This window comes from Gynurincola endophyticus, assembly GCF_003991195.1.
Taxonomy (GTDB): Bacteria; Bacteroidota; Bacteroidia; order Chitinophagales; family Chitinophagaceae; genus Gynurincola; species Gynurincola endophyticus.
On the sequence record NZ_RCWL01000005.1, the window covers coordinates 237,712 to 259,180 of the forward strand.

A 21,469-nucleotide genomic window follows, 5' to 3' on the forward strand; every position below is an offset into this window, starting at 1 on the left:
ATGATGGAGATCGTACAGCTACCTGCAACTACTGTTGCTGTTATACCTGTTTCCTGTGGTTTTGAAGAGTTATCTGTATTGGTGCCGCCGGTTTTTCAAAAATTAAGTGCTCCCGATTATCTAAGTGGGCTAAAGAAAAACCCTCTCGAACTCATTTGTATTACCAAAGATATTCAAGAGGGAATATTTAACGAGGGTGTCGGCTTTTTGTTGAATGATTCAGCAACTTTACCGGTTGATATGGAGTTATGGACTATTCCTGCCGGAAGATTTGTTAAATACCGCCATGAAGGTTTAGATACGCCTGCTTCGTTTCATAAAATCTTTGTATGGATGAAGCAGCATCAGCTGGAGTTTACTCCCGATCATAATGATCATCCGCATTTTGAAATCTACGATTTAACCAGCCATCAGGCCGATTATTTCGTATTTGATATATATGTAAGGATATTAGAAGTAACCGGTTAAAGCGCAAAGTTCAATTTTAATAATCCCATCATTCCCCTCAGTTCATACACTGCGTGGTTTTGTACAATGGAATTTAGTGAATAGGTTTCGAATCTGCGAACATTTGTAAGATTATAAAGCATCAGTTCCAGTTCATATTTTTTATTCATTTTGTAACGAACAGATGCGTCCAGGAAATGATAGTTCCAGTTCATCTGGTTGCTTTGTTGCACATGGTGAAACTTCCATGACATGCTTGCCATAATTTTTCCCAGCGCAATGTAGCTTAATCTTGTATCCAAACGGTTTGCAGTAAAATTGGTAGCCGGAATTTTGTCATTCAATTCCCGTAATTTATTGCTGCTGTTTTGATGTGTCCAGGAACTGGTGAGTGTAGTTTTTGATCCAAACTCCTGGGTTATTTTGAATTCTACATTGGATGTACGTTGTATATACGCATACAGGTCGTTATTTAAAAACTGATTATAGAAAGCCCAGTTTGATTTTAAATTCAGATTAATATTAGTTTTTGTGCTATGTACAATTTTACTTGTGCCTGCACGAGCTTCCCAGTTGTCTACTTTATTATCCATAGGAATTGTAAAGTTTTCAATTCCATTTTCAGTAAGTCTGGATGAAATGATAAAATTGGCCGTTTGAGAAAAATAAGTACCACCGGCATTCAGATAAAATAAACTCATCGCTTCAGAGAATTTCCAGTCTAATATACCCATGTAAGCATTTTTATAGTTTAACGAGTTAAGCTTTTGCTCCATTGTTCTGTAATTGGTCAGAATAGGACTTCTGTACATGGTATTGATTCCTTCGAATCGCTTATTAAAGGCGCCTGTTAGTTGTATGTAATGATGATCATGGAAACTGTATTTTGCAAAGGCTCTCGGTTCGGCATACCATCTGTTTTCATTGTTGCTGTAACTGGCAATAGTATCTGTCAGGTTCCAGTTGCCATAGTTAAACGGTATTCCTATACTGAATTGCCATTTATCTTTTTTATAGAACAAATTGGGTTTTAATGAAGCTCTTTGTTCTCTCCATCTGAATTGGTTTAACCAAAGTGCATTAAACGTATTCTCATAATTTCCAAGTAATGAATGAAGGTTTTGATTCGTATATGTATAATCTCCACCTAATGAAAGATTAAAGTTTCCCACTTTCTTCATTAGAGATGCATTCACCGTGGTGTTCCAGTTCGGCAACTTCACAGATTGCTGAAGGTCTGCATTACTTAATTGTTCAATGGCAATATTCGGTGAAACGAATAGATCTTCCGTACCCTGGATGCTATTAAATTTCCAGCCGAAGTTCAGGGTATAACCTTTTTTCAGTGATTTATTGTACTCAAGGTTATTCGATAAATGCATATGACGGTTACTGTATTTCTGATCAACAGGCTGATCGTTCAATAAACTGTTAGAGGTTAAATGATGCTGCCGGTATAAAAACTGAGTTTTGTTTCTGAAGAAATGTGTAAACTCATTTGATTCAATAGTGGCACCAATATTTGCTGCTAAAGGTTTGCTTCTGAATGATTGTTGTTCTGTATAAGTGTAACTATCATTTTCAAGCAGGTATTTTTGTTGATTCTGACTTCCGAATATTTCTTTATCGGCAAAGAAACCTCCCTGAAGATTAAAGTCATATTTCTTTAAAAGTTTCTTTGAAAAAGCAGTTGAATTGGCCCACGACTGGTTATTGTAATAGCGATTCTTATCAATGGAAGGGGTACTGGCTGTAGAACCGTTAATCATATTGGTGAAAGTGTTCTCAGGTGCGATGTCTTTTCCGATATTATTGAAACTGGTACTGCTGATGAATTTGAAACGTTGATTAAAAGCGGTTAAGTCAGACTTTACATCGTAGAGTTTTGGATAACCAACCCCTAATTGGTGTAAACTGGTAAGCTTAACCGGAAGATTTTCTTTCAACCTTAAATTCACTGCAAGTTCTTCACTTTCCGTTTTTCCTTTCATCATTTTTTTATCATGATAATCGCTGATTACTTCCAGATCTTTTACCTGATCTTTACGAATAGCGTCACCTCCGAGTTTAGTATTGTTGCCCAGTATTTTGTCGCCTTCTACCAGCAAGTTGTTTACTCTTTGACCATTGTAAAATATTTTACCGTCATCAGTATATTGCATTCCCGGCATCCTGTTCATCACATCTCCGATACTTCTGTCTTCCTCTTTGGCAAAAGAGCTTACATTGTAACTCATGGTATCACCTTTTTGTTTTACCATTGGCCGGCTTTTAACCACTACCTGATCAAGCAGGCTTTTATTTTCTTCAAGTTCTATTTTGTAATCTTTTTTACTCCAGTCTATGGTAACCTGTTTTTTTTGATAACTAATATGTTGAATCTGCAAATATCTGGCAGTTTTTTTAAGGCTGTCAGATACGGGTATAGAAAACCTTCCCTGATCTGAACTGGAAACGGTTTTAATTACCTGCAGCTCTTCATTGAGCAGGTTGATGGTGGCAAAAGAGATCGCACTCCCTGTTTTATTGACAATGGAGCCTTCTATATTTTGAGAAAAAAGTGCAAAGGGGCCTAATAAAATGCAAATCAGCAGTATATTTATTTTCATTGCTATAGATTAAAGTTCTATCCGGTTATTGTTTCTTTTTTTGTCTTCTTCCGCACTTTGTTTCATTATTGCCTTCATCTCGTCTATTGAAATTTCACGACTGTCGCCGCCGTTTGGACTACTAATCATGATTTTAGAGTTAGGATTACCGCTGGTTAAACTTTCCAGGTAAGCGCCGGTATTATCCTGAAACTTTTCCTTGGTGGTTAAAAAAATCTTATAACTAACTGTTTTGGGAGTACCCTGGAAAATAGTTAAAGGACGCGGTTCGTCAAACATGTCGAATCCTTCATAGGTGATCGAAATGTCACCGCTTTTGTCGGTTACTTCAAGTACTAATCCCGGAAGGCCGGTGAATTTCCACGGACCGGTTGTGAATGGGAGCTCTTCCGTAAACCATACTTCATAATCACGCCCTTTCCAACTGATGGTGGCTTTCTTCGATTCATATCCACCAATTTCTTTCTTTTCTTCTGTTATATTCCATTTTGTAGGACGTTCATCTACTAAAGCTGTGAACTCTGAACCGAATTGTCCTAAAGCCATTAATTCATTAGACTTAAACTTGTAATAAAATGGTTCAACTATAGGACTACTGCCTGAAACAAATGCCATGCTTCTGCTGGTTACTATAGATGAATTTCCTTTATTTGGTGTAGGTTCTTTTTCTTTGGGAAGTATAAGCGTATAAAGACTAAATTCCTTACCAATAACGGTATAAATATTTGTTTCATAAAAGTTCGTTTTGTTGGTAGTGTCATTTACAAACTTTATATGATATTTTACATAAGCCAAACCATTTTCTACGGTTTGCGCTTTTAGTGAGTATATACAGAACAAAGCTGATGTTAGTAAAGCGATTCTTTTCATGACCTATCTTTTTACAAAATGACACAAAATGGAGTTACTAACTTTATTTCAAGTGTTAATTAGTGTTGCAGTTTTTGAATAATGTTAAAAACTGTTACAAATTGTGAAATTGTGTTACAGACTCTTTTGGTTCAGAATACTTACGCAGGTATGCTTAACTGTAAGTGTTCTGACAGTTGAATAACTTTTGTTGTTGTTCTAAAACAGGGTAGTTTTTTAAGGTTGGATTTTTATCAGTTGCCGGATGATTGGCAGTAAACAAGAGGACCATTGCTTTTTGTTAGCAATGGTACCTTCTATGTTTTGAGAAAACAAGCTGCCCGAAAGCAGAAGAATATGAACAGCAAACAGGCTTGTTTTCATGGCTATATCTTAGAATTCTACGGGGTTATTATTTCTTTTTTTACCATCTTCCGCACTTTTCTTCATCATTGCCTTCATCTCGTCAATAGACATTTCCTGGCCGTCTTTACCTTTGATGGTAATTTTTGCCCCCGGATTGCTGTTCAGCATATTGTCCAGATGACTGCCGGCATTATCCTGAAACTGTTTACGTGTTTTTACAAAATCTGTATAGCTTACCAGCTTCGGAGTACTGTAGTATAGCGTGAAAGGACGTGGTTCGTCAAATTTGTCGAATCCTGCATATTCTATATGAATATCACCACTTTTATCTTTTACTTCTAATACTAATCCCGGAAGGCCCACAAATTTCCATGGTCCGGTAGCGAAAGGAATCTCTTTGGTAAACCAAACTTCATAGTCTCTTCCCTTCCAGTGAATAGTTGCTTTCTGTGCATCATAGCCACCGATTTCTTTTGTTTCTTCGGTAATGTTCCATTTGGTAGGTACCTGGTCAACAATAGCCATAAAGTCAGAACCGAATCTGCCTATAGAGATTAATTCATTCGACGGAAATTTGTAAAAGAACGGTTCCATGATAGGTGGTGCTCCGGCAGCGTAAGAAACATTGCTGGTTACTCTGACCGTACCACCGCTGGATAGATTTGTTTCCGGTGCAGGCGGCTCAGGAAGACGCATGGTATAAACACTGTATTCCTTACCGATTACTGTGTATATATCAGTTTCAAAATATTTTGCTCTGTTATTGGTGTCGTTCGCAAATTTGATATGATATTTTACATAGGCCAGACCCGGTTCTGTAACCTGAGCCTGTAGGGTGGTTATACCGAATAATACTGCTGCAATTAGAACAATCTTTTTCATGAATCTTATTTTTTACAAAAAGAAAGAAATCCGCTAAGCCCGCTGAATTTCAAGTGTTAATTAGTGTTACTATTTTTCTACAGTGTTAAAAAGTGTTACAAATTGTGAAATTGTGTTATAGTGTTCTGTTCTTTTGTAGTTAAGTCATAGATTTGACAGATGAAAAAGGGTAATGACTTAAAACGTATCTATCTGCTGATAGGCGCCGTACTGGTGCTTCTATTGGTATATCAGGGATACCTCCTGAACCGTCAGTACCAGCTTTTGAAAGCGAAAGTGTATGAGGTCGTGTTGAATAATTTCAATGATTTGAACGCTCAGTACAGCGAGATGCAGCGAACCAGATTTTTCAGAACCGCCGGTACTACTAACCTGACTTTTGGAGAAGTGAAAGGAACCGGTAAAATAAATACTAAAACAAATATTACCATCAGAGGCATCACCAGCCCGGATACTATAAGAAAGATTTCTGCCGATAGTCTGAAGATCATTGGTACCAAATCTACTGCCAGGATTAGTTTTGATTATAAGTATGACTCCGTAGCAAAGCCGGATTCAGTTATTAATCTGGTATTGAATAAAAGTAATCCTGATATTAATTTGGACGGGCTAGACCCGCAACGGATAAAAAGCGTACATGTAAATAAGAACGTAAATAAAGACACCCCAAAGTGCGATACCTGTAGTGATAAAGGATCTGACAGAGACATCGTAATTCAGATTGTATATGATGATGAAGACTACCGTGATAAAATGAAGCGAATATATAAAAGTCTTGATACGGTACTTGAGAAACTATACACACCATATGAAGAAATTTTTGAGTATCAGTATGGAGTAGGAAATGTAAATGAAGATTCGGTGGTGTATTATAGTGGTGATTTTGTAGAGAGCGTTGATGATTACTTTTTTAAAAGAGAACTAGGTCAATCTGAGCCCGTCATCTTCTACCTGAATACTACCATGAAGTCGGGCTACTGGGCTAAACATATTCTGTTCGGTATATTTATTTCATTGTCAGTAGTGGCGGCATTGGTTTTATTGTTTTATCAGTTATTCAGAATTATCAATAAACAAAAAAGGTTAGACTCGATGAAAACCGATTTCATCAATAACATGACACATGAATTCAAGACGCCGATTGCTACCGTATCACTGGCACTTGAATCGATTCAAAATTTCGGTGTGCGCGACCAGCCTGAAAAAATGGATGAATATCTTGATATCGCACAAGGTGAGCTGAAGAAAGTTAACAGAATGATTGAGCAGGTGTTGAATATTTCGAAAGAAACTACTTTCAAGCTGAAACTGACACCCACTCATTTACCTGAACTCATCGGCAAATCGATCGATCAGATGAAAACATTGGGTAAAGCACATAATGCTCATTTTGATCTGCAGGTGGAGAATGATATACCAATGATCAATGTAGACCAATTCCATCTGAACAATGTATTTGTGAATTTGATTGACAATAGTTTTAAATACAAATCTGGTGATCCGGAAATAAGAATAAGAGTAACTAAAAACGAATCAAATGTTGTTATCACTTTCCGTGATAACGGACGAGGCATCAGTGAACAATATTTACCTTATATTTTTGATACGTTTTTCCGTGTTCCTTCCGGCAATGTACATAATGTGAAAGGTTTTGGCGTGGGTTTGAGTTATGTTTCTAAAATAATAGCAAACCACCAGGGAACTATATCCGTAGAAAGTGAACCCGATTCTTTTACTGAATTTACAATTACTCTACCTATTCTTTAAATATGAAAATATACGTATTACTGGCAGAAGATGAACCTTTGTTGGGGAAAATCATAAAAGAAACGCTTGAAAGCAGAGACTTTTTGGTGGAATGGACAATTGATGGTGTGAAAGCATTTTCAAAGTTCAAAAACCAAAAATTTGATATCTGTGTGCTCGATGTAATGATGCCCCTGAAAGACGGATTTTCATTGGCAAAAGAGATAAGGGCTGTTAATAAAGACATACCGATTCTTTTTTTAACGGCTAAATCTACTACAGAAGATGTGATTGAAGGTTTTAATGCCGGCGCAAATGATTATCTGAAGAAGCCGTTCAGTATGGAGGAGCTGATCATCAGAATGCGTCACCTCACTAAAAATTTAAGCTATCAGGAAATTCCGGAAACAGAAACTGTTGTACTAGGCGAGTACTCTTTTAATTTCAAAAAACAAACCTTATTAATAAAAGGCGAAACCATTGAACTTTCTTATAAAGAAGCGATGCTGTTAAAAATGCTTTATGAAAATAAAAATGATGTATTAGACAGAACCATTGCGCTTGAATTAATATGGGGAACAGCATCTATGTTTAATGCCCGGAGTATGGACGTATATATTACTAAACTCAGAAAATATCTGAACGAAGACCCGCAAATAAAAATTATCAATATCAGAGGAATAGGCTATAAACTTTTAATTGAAAGTTAAACCTGTTTTTTACTTTTCATTTACATTTCTCAATTTCCAATTCCGGAATTATTTAATTAATTTCAAGTATGAATTGGGAACATTTAGATAATCCGGTATGGTACGCGTTATGGGATGTACAAGATCAACAGGCTGCATTATTTCCGCACTTGCAGGCCTATTTACCTGAGTATGCAGACTTCGCGGCATCTTTGTATCCCAACAAAATTGCGAATTCATTGGAAATTTATTCCCAGTTAAGTCCTCATTTTTACTTTGTCGGAGACAAGCCTTCACTCCCCAAAAGTTTATCTATTAAAAAAGAACTTCCATGTGATCAGATGGTGTGGAAAGGTGCTCAGCCATTTGATAATATTGATCCGGTAGTTACTTTGTTAAATGATTCAAATCGTAAAGAAATTGTTGAGCTGATCAGCCTTGTTCAACCGGGTTACATAAAAGAACAAACCCCCGATCTGGGAAATTATTATGGAATTTTTGATCAGGGTAAATTAGTTTCGGTAGGCGGTCAACGGATGCAGACGAATAACTTCATAGAGGTGAGCGGATGTGTAACACATCCGGATTATCAGAAGCGCGGATTACAACGTAAAATTATTCAGGCAGTGGTAAATGATATTCTGCTAAAAGATAAAATTCCTTTTTTGCACGTTTTGTCGGCTAATACCGGCGCTATAGAATTATACAGGCAATCGGGGTTTGAGTTCAGAAGGCAAATCAGCTTTTGGGAGATTCAGTAATATTTCCGGCCAGCTCCGCTCCGTCCGTTTTCTTTAATCTCAGAAACAACAAACTCGATAATGCAGTAATGATACCCATGGTAAGAAATGTATCATGGAAAGGTTGTAGATTGGTGTAGCTTTCTACTCCTCTGATTTCTCTGAAAGTTGAAATAAGAAAAGCTCCTACGGAAATTCCTAAACTCATAGACAACTGTTGCATAACCATCAGAATACTATTGCCTCCTGAAGCTGTTTGCTGGTCAAGGTCGGATAGTGATAATGTATTCATTGCAGTTAACTGTATTGAATTTACTGCACCGAAAATTACCAGTAATGGAATCAGATTAGGCAGTGGGGTAGATGTATCAGTGAAAGAAAAGAGACTGATAACAACAGCTATAATAATCGTGTTTATTAAGAGTGTTTTTTTGTATCCGAGGAAACGTACAATCGGTACTACCCATTGTTTAATCAGTACTGCACTGAGTGCTACAGGTATCATCATCATGCCTGATACCATGGCGCTATGTTGTAATCCGACCTGAAATAATAAAGGAAGCATCAAGGGCATTCCCCCTATGCCTAGCCGGGTAAGAAGATTTCCGAAAATACCTATCCTCAATGTTCGGATACGTATCAGATGAAGATTGATAATCGGACTTTCTGTTCTTTTGTAATGCCAGTAGTATAAGTTCATTAATAAAAAACCTAATCCGATAATGGCGAGTAGCCACCATTTGGCAATTACCTTTTCACTTCCCAACTCAATGCCGACGGTTAACAAAACCAGCGATCCGCCGAATAGCAACATACCCGAAAAGTCAAATTTCTTCTTTGCCTGTTTATAGTCTGGCATTACTTTCCTTGCCCATAAAACTCCTATTACACCAATGGGAATATTGATTAGAAAAATCCAGTGCCAGGAGGCAATATCTACCAGCCAGCCTCCGAGGGTGGGCCCTACAATCGGCCCCACCAATCCGGGAATGGTGATAAAATTGATAACTGTTAAAAGTTTATCTTTTGAATAAGTATAAAGAATGGCTAAACGTGATACGGGCACCATCATCGATCCACCCACTGCTTGTAAAATTCTGGAAGCAACCAGTTCGGGTAGTGTTTGCGAAACGGCACAGGCAAATGAACCTAATGTGAAAAGTGACATCGCCAGTATGAAAACTTTTTGCGATCCGAACCTGTCAGCTAACCAGCCGCTTAAAGGAATCAGTAGCGCCAATGTCAATGTATAACAAACAATAACAGATTGCATCGACAATGCGGAGCGGTTAAGATCTCTGGCAATAGAAGGTAAAGCTGTATTGAGAATAGTGGCATCTAACGACTGCATGAACATTGCAAGCGCTGCAATCCAGGGTAGGTTTTTCTGAATCTTCTCATCGGGTAATGTAACACTGGTCAAGATATATCATTTCAAAAGTGAATACAATTATTATTCCTCCGGCAACAACATCAGGTGTGTAGAAATGGGTGGAGGTACAAATATAAAAAACCCCCAATGATCCTGGGGGTTATTGACTAAAACTTCTATTGATAATAGGAATCAAAATAAGTATTCAAATATAATTAAATTAGTTGTAATTTAAAATTATTTCTAATCGTAATTAATTTAAAAAAAACTCATCTTGAAACAAGATGAGTGGTGGATAAAGTTTAATGGCATTATTTAGAATAATAATAAACAAATGTTTCCGGTGCCCGTGCTTATTTAAATTTAAGCTAAACTGCTCAATAAAAATAGAATTGAATGAGGACAAAAGGCGGACATTTGATATTGTTTATTTATGAAATATAAAAAACATTAAAAGGCAGTGTTTTACGAAATGGTTTAAGAGATTTTTTTCAGCAATTCTTCAAGGTCTATCGGACCGTTTATCATAAGACGATGGCGCAGCCTGCGCTTACTTCGGGCCACACTGTCTTTACTGATGCCCAGTGCATTTCCTATTTGCTGATGGTCAAGGCCTAATACAATGAGCGATAATAACCTTTGCTCGGCAGGGGTTGGATGAGGGAGATGCTCTTTCACCACTTTTTGAAAGTGAGGGTATACTTTCAGAAATTCGAGCTTAAACCGCTCCCATTCTTTTTCTGTTATTAAGGTTTGTTCGAATAAAGATTGATTCAATTCTGTTTTCTGACTGATGTTAACTTTTGCGGATAGCTCCTCAATCAGTTTATTTTTTTCAATGATGTTATTCTTGAAGTTTTGTATTTGTGCTTCTGAAAAAGCCATTTCAATAGCAAAGGTTTCTTTTTCTTTTTTGCTCATTAACACACGGTGTTGATTTCTCATTCGCATACGTAAAGTAATAGCGACGGCGATGATGAAAAGAAAAAGAAAGAGGTATGTGATGTTGTTTCTTTTAACTTTTTCTTTCTCCAATTCGGCTTTTGATTCGGCAAGAGCTCCCTGTGTACGTTCAACTTGTTGAATCGCCTGCAGGCGGTTCAGGTTAATCAGATCGAGATATTGCTGATGTTCCTGAGTAAATCTGGTAAAAAGTTGTTCGTATTCAAGTGCTTTTTGATAGTGTTTTTGCTGAATAGAAAGATCTCTGAGTTTGTTAGCGGCATACGAAGCGTAAGCATGGGCCTGATTGAGCTGCGCTGATTCTAATGCGAGGCGGAAATATTTCTCTGCAGCGGTGTATTCTTTTTCCCGAAGATATAAATCTCCCAGCCTGTTGCCGGCAATGGCAATATTCAAATGATCTTCATATTTGAACGCTGTATCAAAGTGAGTAAAAGTTTTTTGAAGAGCCTGTTGATAATCGCCTTTCAGGTAATCTACCTGTGCTGCGTTACCGGTAAAAATACTGACCCATAAATTCCGTTCACGTGTTTCTGTAAATATTTTCGGAGTATATTCCAGACCAAGACTGAAATATTTTTGAGCGCTGTCTAATTCATTCAAATGTAAGTAATCGTTTCCAAGAATATCAAAAATGTAAACATAGATGCCGGTATCAAAAACGCGTTGGGTGGTCATTACCTGGCGAAGGCTTTCCATACCATAATAAATACTTTTCCGGTATTCTTTTGCATTTAATAAAGTTCTGCTGATATCGAAGAATCTGTTTTGTACATAGGTGAAATACTCGAGCCCGAATTTTTCCTGAATTTCCAGTGATTTTAAGCTATAAAACAAGTAAGTACCATCATGACCATAGAGTGTAGCATACACTGCATAAATTTCTGAACTGAGCATTTCATCACCCAATTGTTCTGCCAGCAGTGCTGCTTTATCAAGAAGCTGAACATCCGGAATATGTGTTAAACGAAGTAGTTTTGACCCAAGAACGTGATAAAGAAGAGTTTGTGCTTCAATTCTTTTGTCAGGATGATGACCGAGATAGTTATAAAGTGCAAGTATTTCTTTTTCAAAAAGAGCTGAGTCCTGACGGTTGATAAGATCGGCTACCACTTCATAGGTAATAATAGATTGGTCAATACCGGTTTTTTGCCATAGCCGGATATGTTTTTCTATGATCGGATCAACTTTTTCACTGTCACACCCAGCAAGTAACCCTACTATCAAAAGTGAAAAAAAATACAAACGCATCATCTGCCTCCTGTTAATGAGGGCGAAGGTACAAATTAGTGTTTTTGCCTTAGCATTTACCATTAAATGTTAGTGAAACTTTAATATTTAAGGGGTACTTGATAAACTTTTGTCTACTCAGTTTATTTTGAATAGATTTAGGCTAAACCTCCTTATTATGAACAAATTCGATCTAACCACCTCTAAGATTGTTAATACCCGGGCGAATCCGGTCTGGAAAAAAATAATCGATGCCGACGCCATTAAAAAGTGGTGGAATGGAGCCAGGGTGGCAACTGATTGGAAGGTGGGCAGTAAAGTAGAATTTATGTTTGTTGAACAGCCAACTCCACGATTCGATCATGGAAAAATAATTGAGTTGGTAGAAAATGAACGTTTGGTGCTAAACTTGTGGAGTGTGGATTATGGAAATCCTGATGAGGACGAGCCGTATAAAGTGGTGATCTATGATTTGAAATACCTGGGTAATGAGCAAACCAGGCTTACTTTATCGGTAGCTTCTTATGATAGCGAAGAAGAAATGGAAAAAAGACGCCCGCTCGTGGATACAATTGTTAATAAAATTAAGTTTTTAGCTGAGCATGAATAAATGGAATGCTATAAAAAAATGGATGATGGCCTGTATGGTAGCAAGTGTGGTATGGATGGGATGTGGAGAAGATACTCCGGCCAACTTACCGCAAAACCCCGTAGTAAGCAGTGCAACATTATATGACATGGGCGATGAAATTATCAGCGCCTTGAAAAAGTCTGATTGGGAAAAATTTGCTGCTTATTTTCATCCAACCGAAGGAGTTCGTTTTTCACCTTATGCTTATGTCAATACAGTTACCGATGTTTGTTTAACAAGAGATGAGTTTTTGAATTTTGCAAAGTCTGGAAATGTTATTGTGTGGGGAGAGTTTGATGGAACCGGCGATACGATCCGTTACAACTTAAATGATTATGTAAAAAGATTTGTAATGGATAAGCCGTATGATACGGTTACCGAACGAACATTGAATAACTATGTGCATCACGGCTCTTCACTGGATAATCTTCGTGAAATTTATCCCGATGTTGAGGTGGTAGAGTATTATGTTCCGGGCACCGAAGAATATGCCCAAATGGATTGGGGCCAGCTGAAACTTGTTTTTAAAATGGATGCAAATAAGTTTTATCTGATTGCTGTTATCCATAATGTATGGACCACGTAAATAATTAAGAATTAGTAATTGAGAATTAGGGATTAGCAGTGGTGATATGTGTTTCTCAGAAAATATGTTGAATGCCTGCTAACAGGTATTTATTAAAAAAGCGTTGAACTTTACTAATAAGAAAGTTCAACGCTTTTTTAGTTAAGTATACATACTAAATATTATACTATTAATTGTAGTAGGGGTCAATGGTTTCAATAGAACCGTCTGCATTGTGTTTGAGTTCGGTTACTTTAACGTTTCTCAACCATGTTTTACCTGATAATTGAACGTCATGATAGAATAAATACCATTTTCCGTTTACCTGGGTAATAGAGTGGTGATTCGTCCAGCCTGCTACCGGTTTCAAAACAACCCCTTTGTATACAAAAGGTCCGTAGGGATTATCGCCTACTGCATAACAGATCAGGTGAGTATCTCCGGTTGAATACGAGAAGTAATATTTTCCGTTGTATTTGTGCACCCAGGCTGCTTCAAAAAAACGTTTGTTATTATCCAGCTCTTTGAAGAGATTACCATTTTCATCTACTAATTGAACTTCACGTGGTGTTTCTGCAAATTCAAGCAGCGTACTATCCATTTTAGCGATTCTTGGTAATGCTGCTATTTCTTCAGGCTTTTTAAGTTGGTCACCGGCAGTGTAATTGTTTTGTGCGTCCCAGTTTTGTAGCTGTCCGCCCCAGATGCCACCAAAATACATATAGTACGATCCGTCGTCATCTTTAAATACGGCGGGGTCCATTGAGTAAGAACCTTTGATGGCTTCAGGTTGAGCTGTAAAAGGCCCTTCCGGTTTATCTCCAACAGCCACCCCGATTCTGAAAATATCCTGTTTGTCTTTTGCAGGAAAGAATAGATAATATTTGCCGTCTTTTTCTGCAGCATCAGGTGCCCACATCTGTCTTCCCGCCCATGGAACATCGGCTAATGTTAAACCTACACCATGTTCGGTTACTTTACCGCCGATACTATCCATTGATAAAATTCGATAGTCTTGCATGTCGAAATGGTCACCATTATCATTTTCAGAGTTGATACCGGTGGCAGTATCATGAGATGGATAAATATAAACTCTGTTGTTAAATACATGTGCTGACGGATCGGCTGTATATATATGTGAAACCAATGGTTCCGAAACAGGTTTTTTCCCTTCCAGATGTTGATAGTCTGGTGTTTTCTCGGGGGCAGCATCGTTACAGGCAATTGCTAATAACGCACCGAATATCCAATAGCTTGTTTGACGTGTTAGCATGACGTTTGGTTTAATTATTTACGAGTTGATGGGGGACCTAAGAAACTTGGTTTTTCTCCTCCCATATTTAAAACTAATTTTTGTAAAACAACACCGTTGTCTACCAACCAGTAACGGATGGTATGTTTTCCGGCTTTTTTAATATAATGTTTTGTTGTTTTCTGAATGATGTTTCTACGCATCCATTCTTCCCATATATCAGTATCGTGGTCTTCGGCATTAATGCCTACAATCTGTGGTGTTTCATGATCGATCTGTATAGCATATCTTAATCCTGTTTCAGCGTGATAGATGTTCAACGTAGGGGAGAAGTAGGCTGTTAGAGAAACCTGCCCTTTACCGGTAGTATGAATTTCATATTCCAGATAAGGCGATTTTTTAGTCAGCTGTGCAGGTGCCGATGTAGCCGGAAATGAAGTGATGGCATCGGCCGTTCTTCCTAAGTCAGGTAAAACTTTCCAGCTAAAACCCTGTGTTTCTTTTTTAGCCGTATATTCTGCGGCATCAATACTTACTACTCCTTCTACTTCTTTGTAGAGGTTTTTCGCCCGGTTGAAGTTTTCTGTAACAGGTTGATAAGTGGCAATTGTATCGTTTTTAAAACTTCCTTCCTGTAAAACTTTTACAGAAGGCATGATGTTTTTTTCAGGTTGTTGCCAGATGGTATAACCGATATGCGTCTGACTCATCATATGATTCCATTTGCCGTTGTTGATTGTATGATAGCGAACGGTAATGAGAGAGTCTTTTGTAAAAAGATCTTTTGCTTTAGCGGCAGCAATGTTTGCCCTTAGATCTCCTTTATCGGCATAATGGTGATTCAGTGCTACCTGGTAATAAAGTTCGTTCAGATTTGCACAGGCTATGATTGGGTGAAGTACCAATTGAAAAAATGACGATTCGTATTCTTCAGGTAATTGTGCATACAATTGTTCAGCTTTCTTCGCCAGTTGCTGATATTCGTGCACCACCTTTCCGAATTCATTGTAATGGGTGAGTGAATAGGTCTGATGGTCGAGCAGCTCAGGTTTTCTGCGGCCATTAATTTTGGCATAAGCCGCTAATAAACCGGCAATCTCTTCCCCATATTGTTGCCCGAATTGTTGAGTTGCCCATTGAACAGTAAAGTCTTTTACCTGATCAATAGAAATACGGGTAGGGTTCCAGGCCTGATGCAGGAAGAAGCTGATAGGAAGTTCCATTGGTTTTATATCTCCTACGTTTACTACCCATAATTCTTTTACCTGATGTTCCCAGGTAAGGTTCATTTGCTCCCATACTCTGGGAAGTGGATTGGTATTTAACCATTTATAGTTTCTTGGTCCGCCTACATAGTCAAAGTGATAATACATACCATAGCCACCTGTGCGGGCAGGATCGGTAATTTTTGGTAATCTGCGAACATTGCCCCAGTTGTCATCACAGATTAATAAAGTAACGTCGTCGGGTACGCGCATTCCTTTATCGTAATAATCTTGTACTTCTTTATAGAGTGCCCAAACCTGCGGACTTTTTTCTGCCGGTTGACCGCTAACTTCTTCAATAATTTTTCTTTGATCGGCAACAATCCGTTCCAGTAACCCGGTGGCAGTTTCGTTACTCATTGGTTCATCACCATCACCCCGCATTCCGAGGGTAATAATTTTTTCATTTTTGGAGCGGTATAAAGAAGAACGCCAGAAGGTACGAAGGGTAGAATCATTCGTTTGGTAATTCCATGCTCCTTTTCCATATCTTCTCCATTCGTCGTGTGCACGCATGAGTGGTTCGTGGTGTGAAGTACCGATTACAATACCCCAGTCTTCAGCTACGTATTGATTTTTCGGGTCATCATCATAAAAAGCAGAACCCCACATTGCCGGCCAAAGGAAATTACCTTTGTTTCTTAATATAAGTTCAAAAACTTTGGTATAGAAGAGGTGGTTAAAGCCGCCAAATTTTTGCCTGCTCCAGTTACTTAACGCAGGTGCTTCATCGTTAATAAAGATGCCTCTGTATTTTACTAAAGGAGCATCTTTAAAAATATCCTTCACTTCTACAAAAATGTTTTCCTGTTTCTTAACCGGAACATCTGCCCACCAGTACCAGGGTGAAACGCCCATTAATTCAGAAAGAAGTAATGTGCCATAAGCAGCGCCGCGTTTATTGAAACCAATAATAACAAGTGCTTGTTGAACATCGGGGAAGGGGTTGGCTACGATTTGAATCGAATATCCATCCCATCCGGCAGGTAAAGACTGTTGTGTTAGTTTTCCGTTTTTAAGTAAAAGTTGAATGTGTTTAGATTCGGTCGTTCCGATGATAACTAAAGGAGAATTGTTTTTCTCTGTGTAAATAGTTGATTCATTACCCGTCACAGATTGGATATCCTGCTGTAATAATTGAGCAGCAATTTTAATCAGTTTAGGTTCATTATCGTCGTAAAGAATCGAAGACCGGTTCAGGTGAAAAGTGTTCTGACCGGGGTTAGAAACAACGCTCACCTGGGCGAAAGTATATAAAGAGCTGATTGAAAAAATACAGCAAACAATCAAATTTTTTAACATGGCAATGAGTTTAGAATCCGATAGAGTTGCCTCCATCAACAGGAAGAACAACACCTGTAATATATTTAGCTTTATCAGTACATAAGAATAATGCGGCTTCACCAACGTCTGAAGGAGATCCTAAGAAACCCATCGGTGTTCTGCCTAGTACTTTTGCTTTTCTTTCGGGATCGTTATTCAGTGCTTTGGCAGACATGTCTGTAGCGATAAATCCAGGAGCAATAGCATTTACGCGGATACCATGGGGCGAAAGGTCTACTGCCATGCTATGTGTCATTCCATCAATTGCAGATTTACTGGCAGTATAAGCAATAACTTTAGGAATTCCGTATTGTGCAGCCATTGAACTGATATTCAGAATAACTCCTTTCTTATTTGGAAGCATCTGTTTTACTACTTCCCGGCTGAGAGAAAAAACAGCCTGTAGGTTTGTTTGAAGAATACTATCAAAGTCTTCATCCGTTACTTCCCAGAATTCTTTTTTAAGGTTAATGCCGGCATTGTTTACGAGAATATCTATCGGTCCATGGTCACTAACAATAGTTGTAATGAGTTGGGGGATGTTAGCGCGGTCGTTTAAATCAAAAGCATAGAAGCTTACATTTTTACCAATGCTTTCTGCTGCGGATTGTAATTTCTGAACGTCTCTTCCTATCAGAATCACATGGATATCGTTGTGGGCAAATGTATGTGCGATTGCCAGGCCGATACCGGATCCGCCACCTGTAATTATAGCATGCTGCTTCATATAGAACAATCTAAATAAGTTAAAAGAAAGGATAAATCTAGGCAAAAAAACAAAACAATGTTGCAATCGGTTGCATTATTTTTTTCATTTTCATGCTCTTGTGCGTAAACTAAGTTGCAAAATGCAAAAAGCCGGCAGAGGAATGGTACGGTTACATTAGTTTGTTGTGAAATAATTGTTAGTTAAATATATTTAATATGTATTTGCTTGATTGTATTTTATATATGTAACCTTTTGTGAACAAAGGTTTCCCTGATATACAGAAAAAGGCTGTTAACAACTGCTTATTAAAGGTTGGATAAATAAATGTATACAGGCCTGATGGTTAAATATTTGTCTTTGAAAAGGCAAAGAAAGCCGGAAAATGCAAAGACTTTATGTAAAATCAATCGTTTTTCAAAAAGGGTAGAAAAAAATGAAAAAAAATATGTAATCGGTTTCAAAAATCAAAAATTGGATTATATTCGCTTTACCAAGCACCTAAAATACGATTGCTGAAGCTTAGTGGGCTGTATGAAAAAGAGGTAATGAGAGTCGTAAAACCGATCTTATTACTCAACCATTCCTGTATATTATAATCTTCTACTCTTCTTTTTCTACAGGTATTCTACTAGTCTTCAACATTCAAACTAATTGCCAAAAAGATTTATATGAAACAAACTGTAGAACTACCAAACTACTGCAGGAGTAAATCGGCATTCAGTAAACCATTATTACTTATAATAGCTTTACTGTTTCAATGCACTTTGCTCACACAAACCTTATCTGCACAAAACATTTCAGTATCAGGCCAGGTTGTTGACGAGTCTGGCAATCCCGTTTCTTTCGCCTCCATAGTGGTGTCGGGAGCTACAGGCGGGGTTCAATCCGATGAAAAAGGAAATTTCACTTTAACGGTTGCTCCAAATGCAGTTTTATCTATATCTGCTGCAGGATTTGCTTCTCAGGATGTACGTGTTGAGGGCAAAACAACTTTAAAAATTACATTAAAACTACAGGCTGCCTTGGATCAGGTAGTAGTGGTGGGATATGGTACCCAACGTAAAAAAGATGTTACCGGTTCGATTGTTTCGGTAGATGAGAAAGTGATTCGTGAGGTTCCTGCTGCGAGTCTTGACAGAGCATTACAGGGTAGAGTTGCCGGTGTGCAGATTCAATCTTCTTCGAATCAGCCGGGCGGTGGCACACAAATCCGTATTCGCGGTATCCGTTCAATTTCAGGAAGTAACGATCCGTTTATTGTTCTGGACGGTATTCCTTATGAAGGTAATCTGAATGATATCAATTCTGAAGACATCGCCAGTTTAGATGTATTAAAAGATGCATCTGCTACTGCTATTTATGGTTCACGAGGTGCTAACGGTGTTATTCTGATTACTACTAAAAGAGGTAAAAGCGGTAAAGCCAGCATCTCTTATAACGGCTATCATGGTATCGGTAAGGCTTTTAATCCTTATCCGGTATATGATGCAACTGAATACCAGGCTATGCGTAATGCTTCTACCTGGAGTTTAGGATATCTGCCTGATGAAATTCAGGGAATGGCCGACGGTACCAATACCAACTGGCAGGATGTGATGTATCAGAATGCTAACCGTGCCGACCATAATATTTCTGTAACAGGCGGAGCGAATGGCAGTAATTATTCTTTAGGTGCCGGTTATTTTAATGAAACAACTTTAATGCCTGGTGAAGAATTTAAACGCTTCACAGCCAGAGCTACTTTAGATATTAAATTGAGTAACAAAGCAAAAATTGGGTTAACCTCTTTAACAAACTACAGCATCAACGAAGGAAGCCAGTTTGTTTCAGGATCTGCAATGTTCTCTTTACTGGCTATTACGCCACTTACCAAACCGCGTAATGCAGATGGTAGTATCAATAATATTCCATGGGGTAACGTAGATGACGTAAACGGTAATTCACGTTATAGCCCACTTTATTTATATGAAAATGAAGGAACATGGGTAGATGAAAACAGAAGAATTCGCAATTTTACCACCTTATATGGAGAATATGAATTTATTAAAGGATTAAAGTACAGAGTGAATGCCGGGGTAAACCTTGCCCAATCACGCATTGCTACTTTTGTTCCGGGTGATGAGCCTACTGCGCCTTCCTATTTCAGACCTGCTCAGGGAAATCAGGCTTCGGTTAATAATAGTGAGTTTTTAAGTTATACTGTTGAACATTTATTATACTGGGATAAAACATTTGGCGATCACCGTTTCAATGTAACCGGTATGACTTCTACTCAAAAAGATCACAGCAACAATACTTATATCAGAAAAGATAGTATTGATGCAAACTTCGTGCAGTGGTATAATCTTGCTATGTCACAACCGGTTTCATCGCTGAATACCTTGTTGGGCGGAGGTGAATCTACTTCAGGGTTGGTTTCTTACATGGCTCGTTTAAACTATGGTTATAAAGACAAATATATTTTAACAGGTACGATCCGTCATGATAAATCTTCAAGACTTGCACCCGGAAATCAAGGGTTCACTTATCCTGCAATCGCTTTAGGATGGAATGTTTCTGAAGAAGATTTTATGATGAATCTTACCTGGATTGATAACCTGAAATTGAGAGCTGGTTATGGTATTACTTCTAACCAGGCAATTGCTCCTTACTCTTCTCTCGGACGTGTTTCTAATAGCAGCGGAAATAATACGGTGATTTCTTATAACTGGGGGCAGGATCAGATTGTTACCGGTTATGGAATCACAGCACTTCCTAACAGTTCTTTGAAATGGGAGTTCAGCCGCAACTATAATGTTGGTATTGATTTCGGTTTGTTTAACAACAGATTGACCGGTAGTATCGATTGGTACGACGTTTATACCAATAATATCCTTTACAGTGTAACGCTTCCTGTAACGAGTGGTGTAGCCGGTGGTTATACCAGTAACGTAGGTGCAATGAGTAATAAGGGTATTGAATTTAATCTGAGCTCAGAAAATATTGTAAGTCCAAGCGGATTTAGCTGGTATACCGATTTCAATATTTATCATAACAAAAACAGAATTGAGCACCTTTCTAACAACGTTGAAAGAGATATTGCCAATCAGTTGCACAAAGGATATTCGATGACTGCTATTTTTGATTATAATAAACTGGGTATCTGGCAACAACATGAAGCACTGGAAGCTGCACAATACGGATCTATTCCCGGACAGCTGAAATTAGAGGATATCAATAAAGACGGTGTAATCAATGAAGCTGACCGTCGGGTTATTGGTGATGGTGATGCCAGATGGCAAGGTGGTTTAACCAACCGTTTCGCTTATAAAGGATGGGATCTCAGCATTGTAATGACAGGCCGATTCGGTGGTAATCTTGTATCCACTTTACACCAGCCTAACGCTGCTTATATCACAGCACTGGACGGAAGAAGAAATCAGTTAAAAGTTGATTACTGGACGCCAAACAATCCTACTAATTGGTTCCCTGCACCGCAAACACAAATTTCACCTGTTTCTGACGCCTGGAGAACTTTGGGTTACTATGATGCCTCTTACGTGAAACTTAGAAATATCAGCTTAGGATATACATTTAGCAAAGGAGTTGTTGACTATCTGAAAGTTCAATCAATTCGTTTATACTTTAATGCCGATAACCTGGCAGTACTGTATTCGCCTTTTTATAAGTTAACAGGTGTCGACCCTGAAGGTACAGGTACCGGTTACCAGGGAGTAGGATCAAACTATAACCTGAGAAACAATAACGGAGGAAACGGATTTGTAACGATCGGTTTATCTACACCTTCAAGAAAAACATTCACTTTTGGTGCTGTTGTAAAATTCTAACGAT

15 protein-coding genes are annotated in these 21,469 nt (G+C 38.1%); 7 read left to right on the top strand and 8 right to left on the bottom strand.

Going from position 1 to position 21,469, the window contains the following annotated elements; all coding sequences use genetic code 11:
• Entirely contained in the window at positions 1 to 468 is a 468-nt protein-coding gene (locus tag D9O48_RS11540; protein WP_126973131.1) for a GyrI-like domain-containing protein, read from the top strand.
• On the opposite strand, the gene D9O48_RS11545 is transcribed toward D9O48_RS11540, so the two are convergent.
• The 3 genes from D9O48_RS11545 to D9O48_RS11555 form a co-directional block, all read right to left on the bottom strand.
• Positions 465 to 3,056, bottom strand: coding sequence for a TonB-dependent receptor (locus tag D9O48_RS11545; RefSeq protein ID WP_126973132.1), 2,592 nt, complete (start codon positions 3,054 to 3,056; stop codon positions 465 to 467). The two genes, D9O48_RS11540 and D9O48_RS11545, sit on opposite strands and share 4 nt — an antisense overlap.
• A 9-nt stretch (positions 3,057 to 3,065) precedes the next feature.
• Positions 3,066 to 3,926, bottom strand: coding sequence for a GLPGLI family protein (locus D9O48_RS11550; RefSeq protein WP_126973133.1), 861 nt, complete (start codon positions 3,924 to 3,926; stop codon positions 3,066 to 3,068).
• A gap of 372 nt (positions 3,927 to 4,298) precedes the next feature.
• Complete coding sequence (locus tag D9O48_RS11555; RefSeq protein ID WP_126973134.1) at positions 4,299 to 5,153, bottom strand: GLPGLI family protein; 855 nt, start codon at positions 5,151 to 5,153, stop codon at positions 4,299 to 4,301.
• A 159-nt stretch (positions 5,154 to 5,312) separates the two neighbouring features.
• Between D9O48_RS11555 and D9O48_RS11560 the strand changes: the two genes are divergently transcribed.
• The 3 genes from D9O48_RS11560 (at position 5,313) to D9O48_RS11570 (ending at position 8,349) form a co-directional block, all read left to right on the top strand.
• A complete protein-coding gene (locus D9O48_RS11560) occupies positions 5,313 to 6,920 on the top strand; it encodes a sensor histidine kinase (protein ID WP_126973135.1) in 1,608 nt (535 codons plus the stop codon).
• A gap of 2 nt (positions 6,921 to 6,922) precedes the next feature.
• A complete protein-coding gene (locus D9O48_RS11565; RefSeq protein ID WP_126973136.1) occupies positions 6,923 to 7,609 on the top strand; it encodes a response regulator transcription factor in 687 nt (228 codons plus the stop codon).
• Between the two features lie 68 nt (positions 7,610 to 7,677).
• Positions 7,678 to 8,349, top strand: a complete 672-nt coding sequence (locus tag D9O48_RS11570; protein ID WP_126973137.1) for a GNAT family N-acetyltransferase — start codon at positions 7,678 to 7,680, stop codon at positions 8,347 to 8,349.
• Here the strand turns inward: D9O48_RS11570 and D9O48_RS11575 are convergent.
• Both D9O48_RS11575 and D9O48_RS11580 read right to left on the bottom strand, forming a co-directional pair.
• On the bottom strand, positions 8,327 to 9,751 hold the full coding sequence (locus tag D9O48_RS11575) for a DHA2 family efflux MFS transporter permease subunit (RefSeq protein ID WP_199750561.1): 1,425 nt from the start codon (positions 9,749 to 9,751) through the stop codon (positions 8,327 to 8,329). The genes D9O48_RS11570 and D9O48_RS11575 overlap by 23 nt on opposite strands.
• Positions 9,752 to 10,177: 426 nt before the next feature.
• The gene (locus tag D9O48_RS11580; protein WP_126973138.1) at positions 10,178 to 11,917 is read right to left on the bottom strand and encodes a tetratricopeptide repeat protein; all 1,740 of its coding nucleotides are present in this window, start codon (positions 11,915 to 11,917) and stop codon (positions 10,178 to 10,180) included.
• A 154-nt stretch (positions 11,918 to 12,071) separates the two neighbouring features.
• On the opposite strand from D9O48_RS11580, the gene D9O48_RS11585 reads away from it, so the two are divergent.
• On the top strand, positions 12,072 to 12,503 hold the full coding sequence (locus D9O48_RS11585) for an SRPBCC domain-containing protein (protein ID WP_126973139.1): 432 nt from the start codon (positions 12,072 to 12,074) through the stop codon (positions 12,501 to 12,503).
• Positions 12,496 to 13,110, top strand: a complete 615-nt coding sequence (locus D9O48_RS11590; protein WP_126973140.1) for a hypothetical protein — start codon at positions 12,496 to 12,498, stop codon at positions 13,108 to 13,110. Before D9O48_RS11585 ends, D9O48_RS11590 begins: the two co-directional genes overlap by 8 nt.
• A gap of 169 nt (positions 13,111 to 13,279) precedes the next feature.
• On the opposite strand, the gene D9O48_RS11595 is transcribed toward D9O48_RS11590, so the two are convergent.
• Genes D9O48_RS11595 through D9O48_RS11605 form a run of 3 tightly spaced genes read right to left on the bottom strand, consistent with a single transcriptional unit; the run spans position 13,280 to position 17,656 of the window.
• Positions 13,280 to 14,362, bottom strand: coding sequence for a glycoside hydrolase family 43 protein (locus D9O48_RS11595; RefSeq protein ID WP_126973141.1), 1,083 nt, complete (start codon positions 14,360 to 14,362; stop codon positions 13,280 to 13,282).
• A 14-nt stretch (positions 14,363 to 14,376) separates the two neighbouring features.
• Positions 14,377 to 16,908: a glycosyl hydrolase 115 family protein gene (locus D9O48_RS11600; protein ID WP_126973142.1), complete on the bottom strand. Its 2,532-nt coding sequence runs from the start codon at positions 16,906 to 16,908 to the stop codon at positions 14,377 to 14,379.
• Between the two features lie 10 nt (positions 16,909 to 16,918).
• Positions 16,919 to 17,656, bottom strand: coding sequence for an SDR family NAD(P)-dependent oxidoreductase (locus D9O48_RS11605; protein WP_126973143.1), 738 nt, complete (start codon positions 17,654 to 17,656; stop codon positions 16,919 to 16,921).
• A 650-nt stretch (positions 17,657 to 18,306) separates the two neighbouring features.
• On the opposite strand from D9O48_RS11605, the gene D9O48_RS11610 reads away from it, so the two are divergent.
• Positions 18,307 to 21,465 carry a SusC/RagA family TonB-linked outer membrane protein gene (locus tag D9O48_RS11610; protein ID WP_126973144.1) on the top strand — a complete coding sequence of 1,053 codons (3,159 nt, stop codon included), beginning with the start codon at positions 18,307 to 18,309 and terminating at the stop codon, positions 21,463 to 21,465.
• Positions 21,466 to 21,469 lie beyond the last annotated feature (4 nt).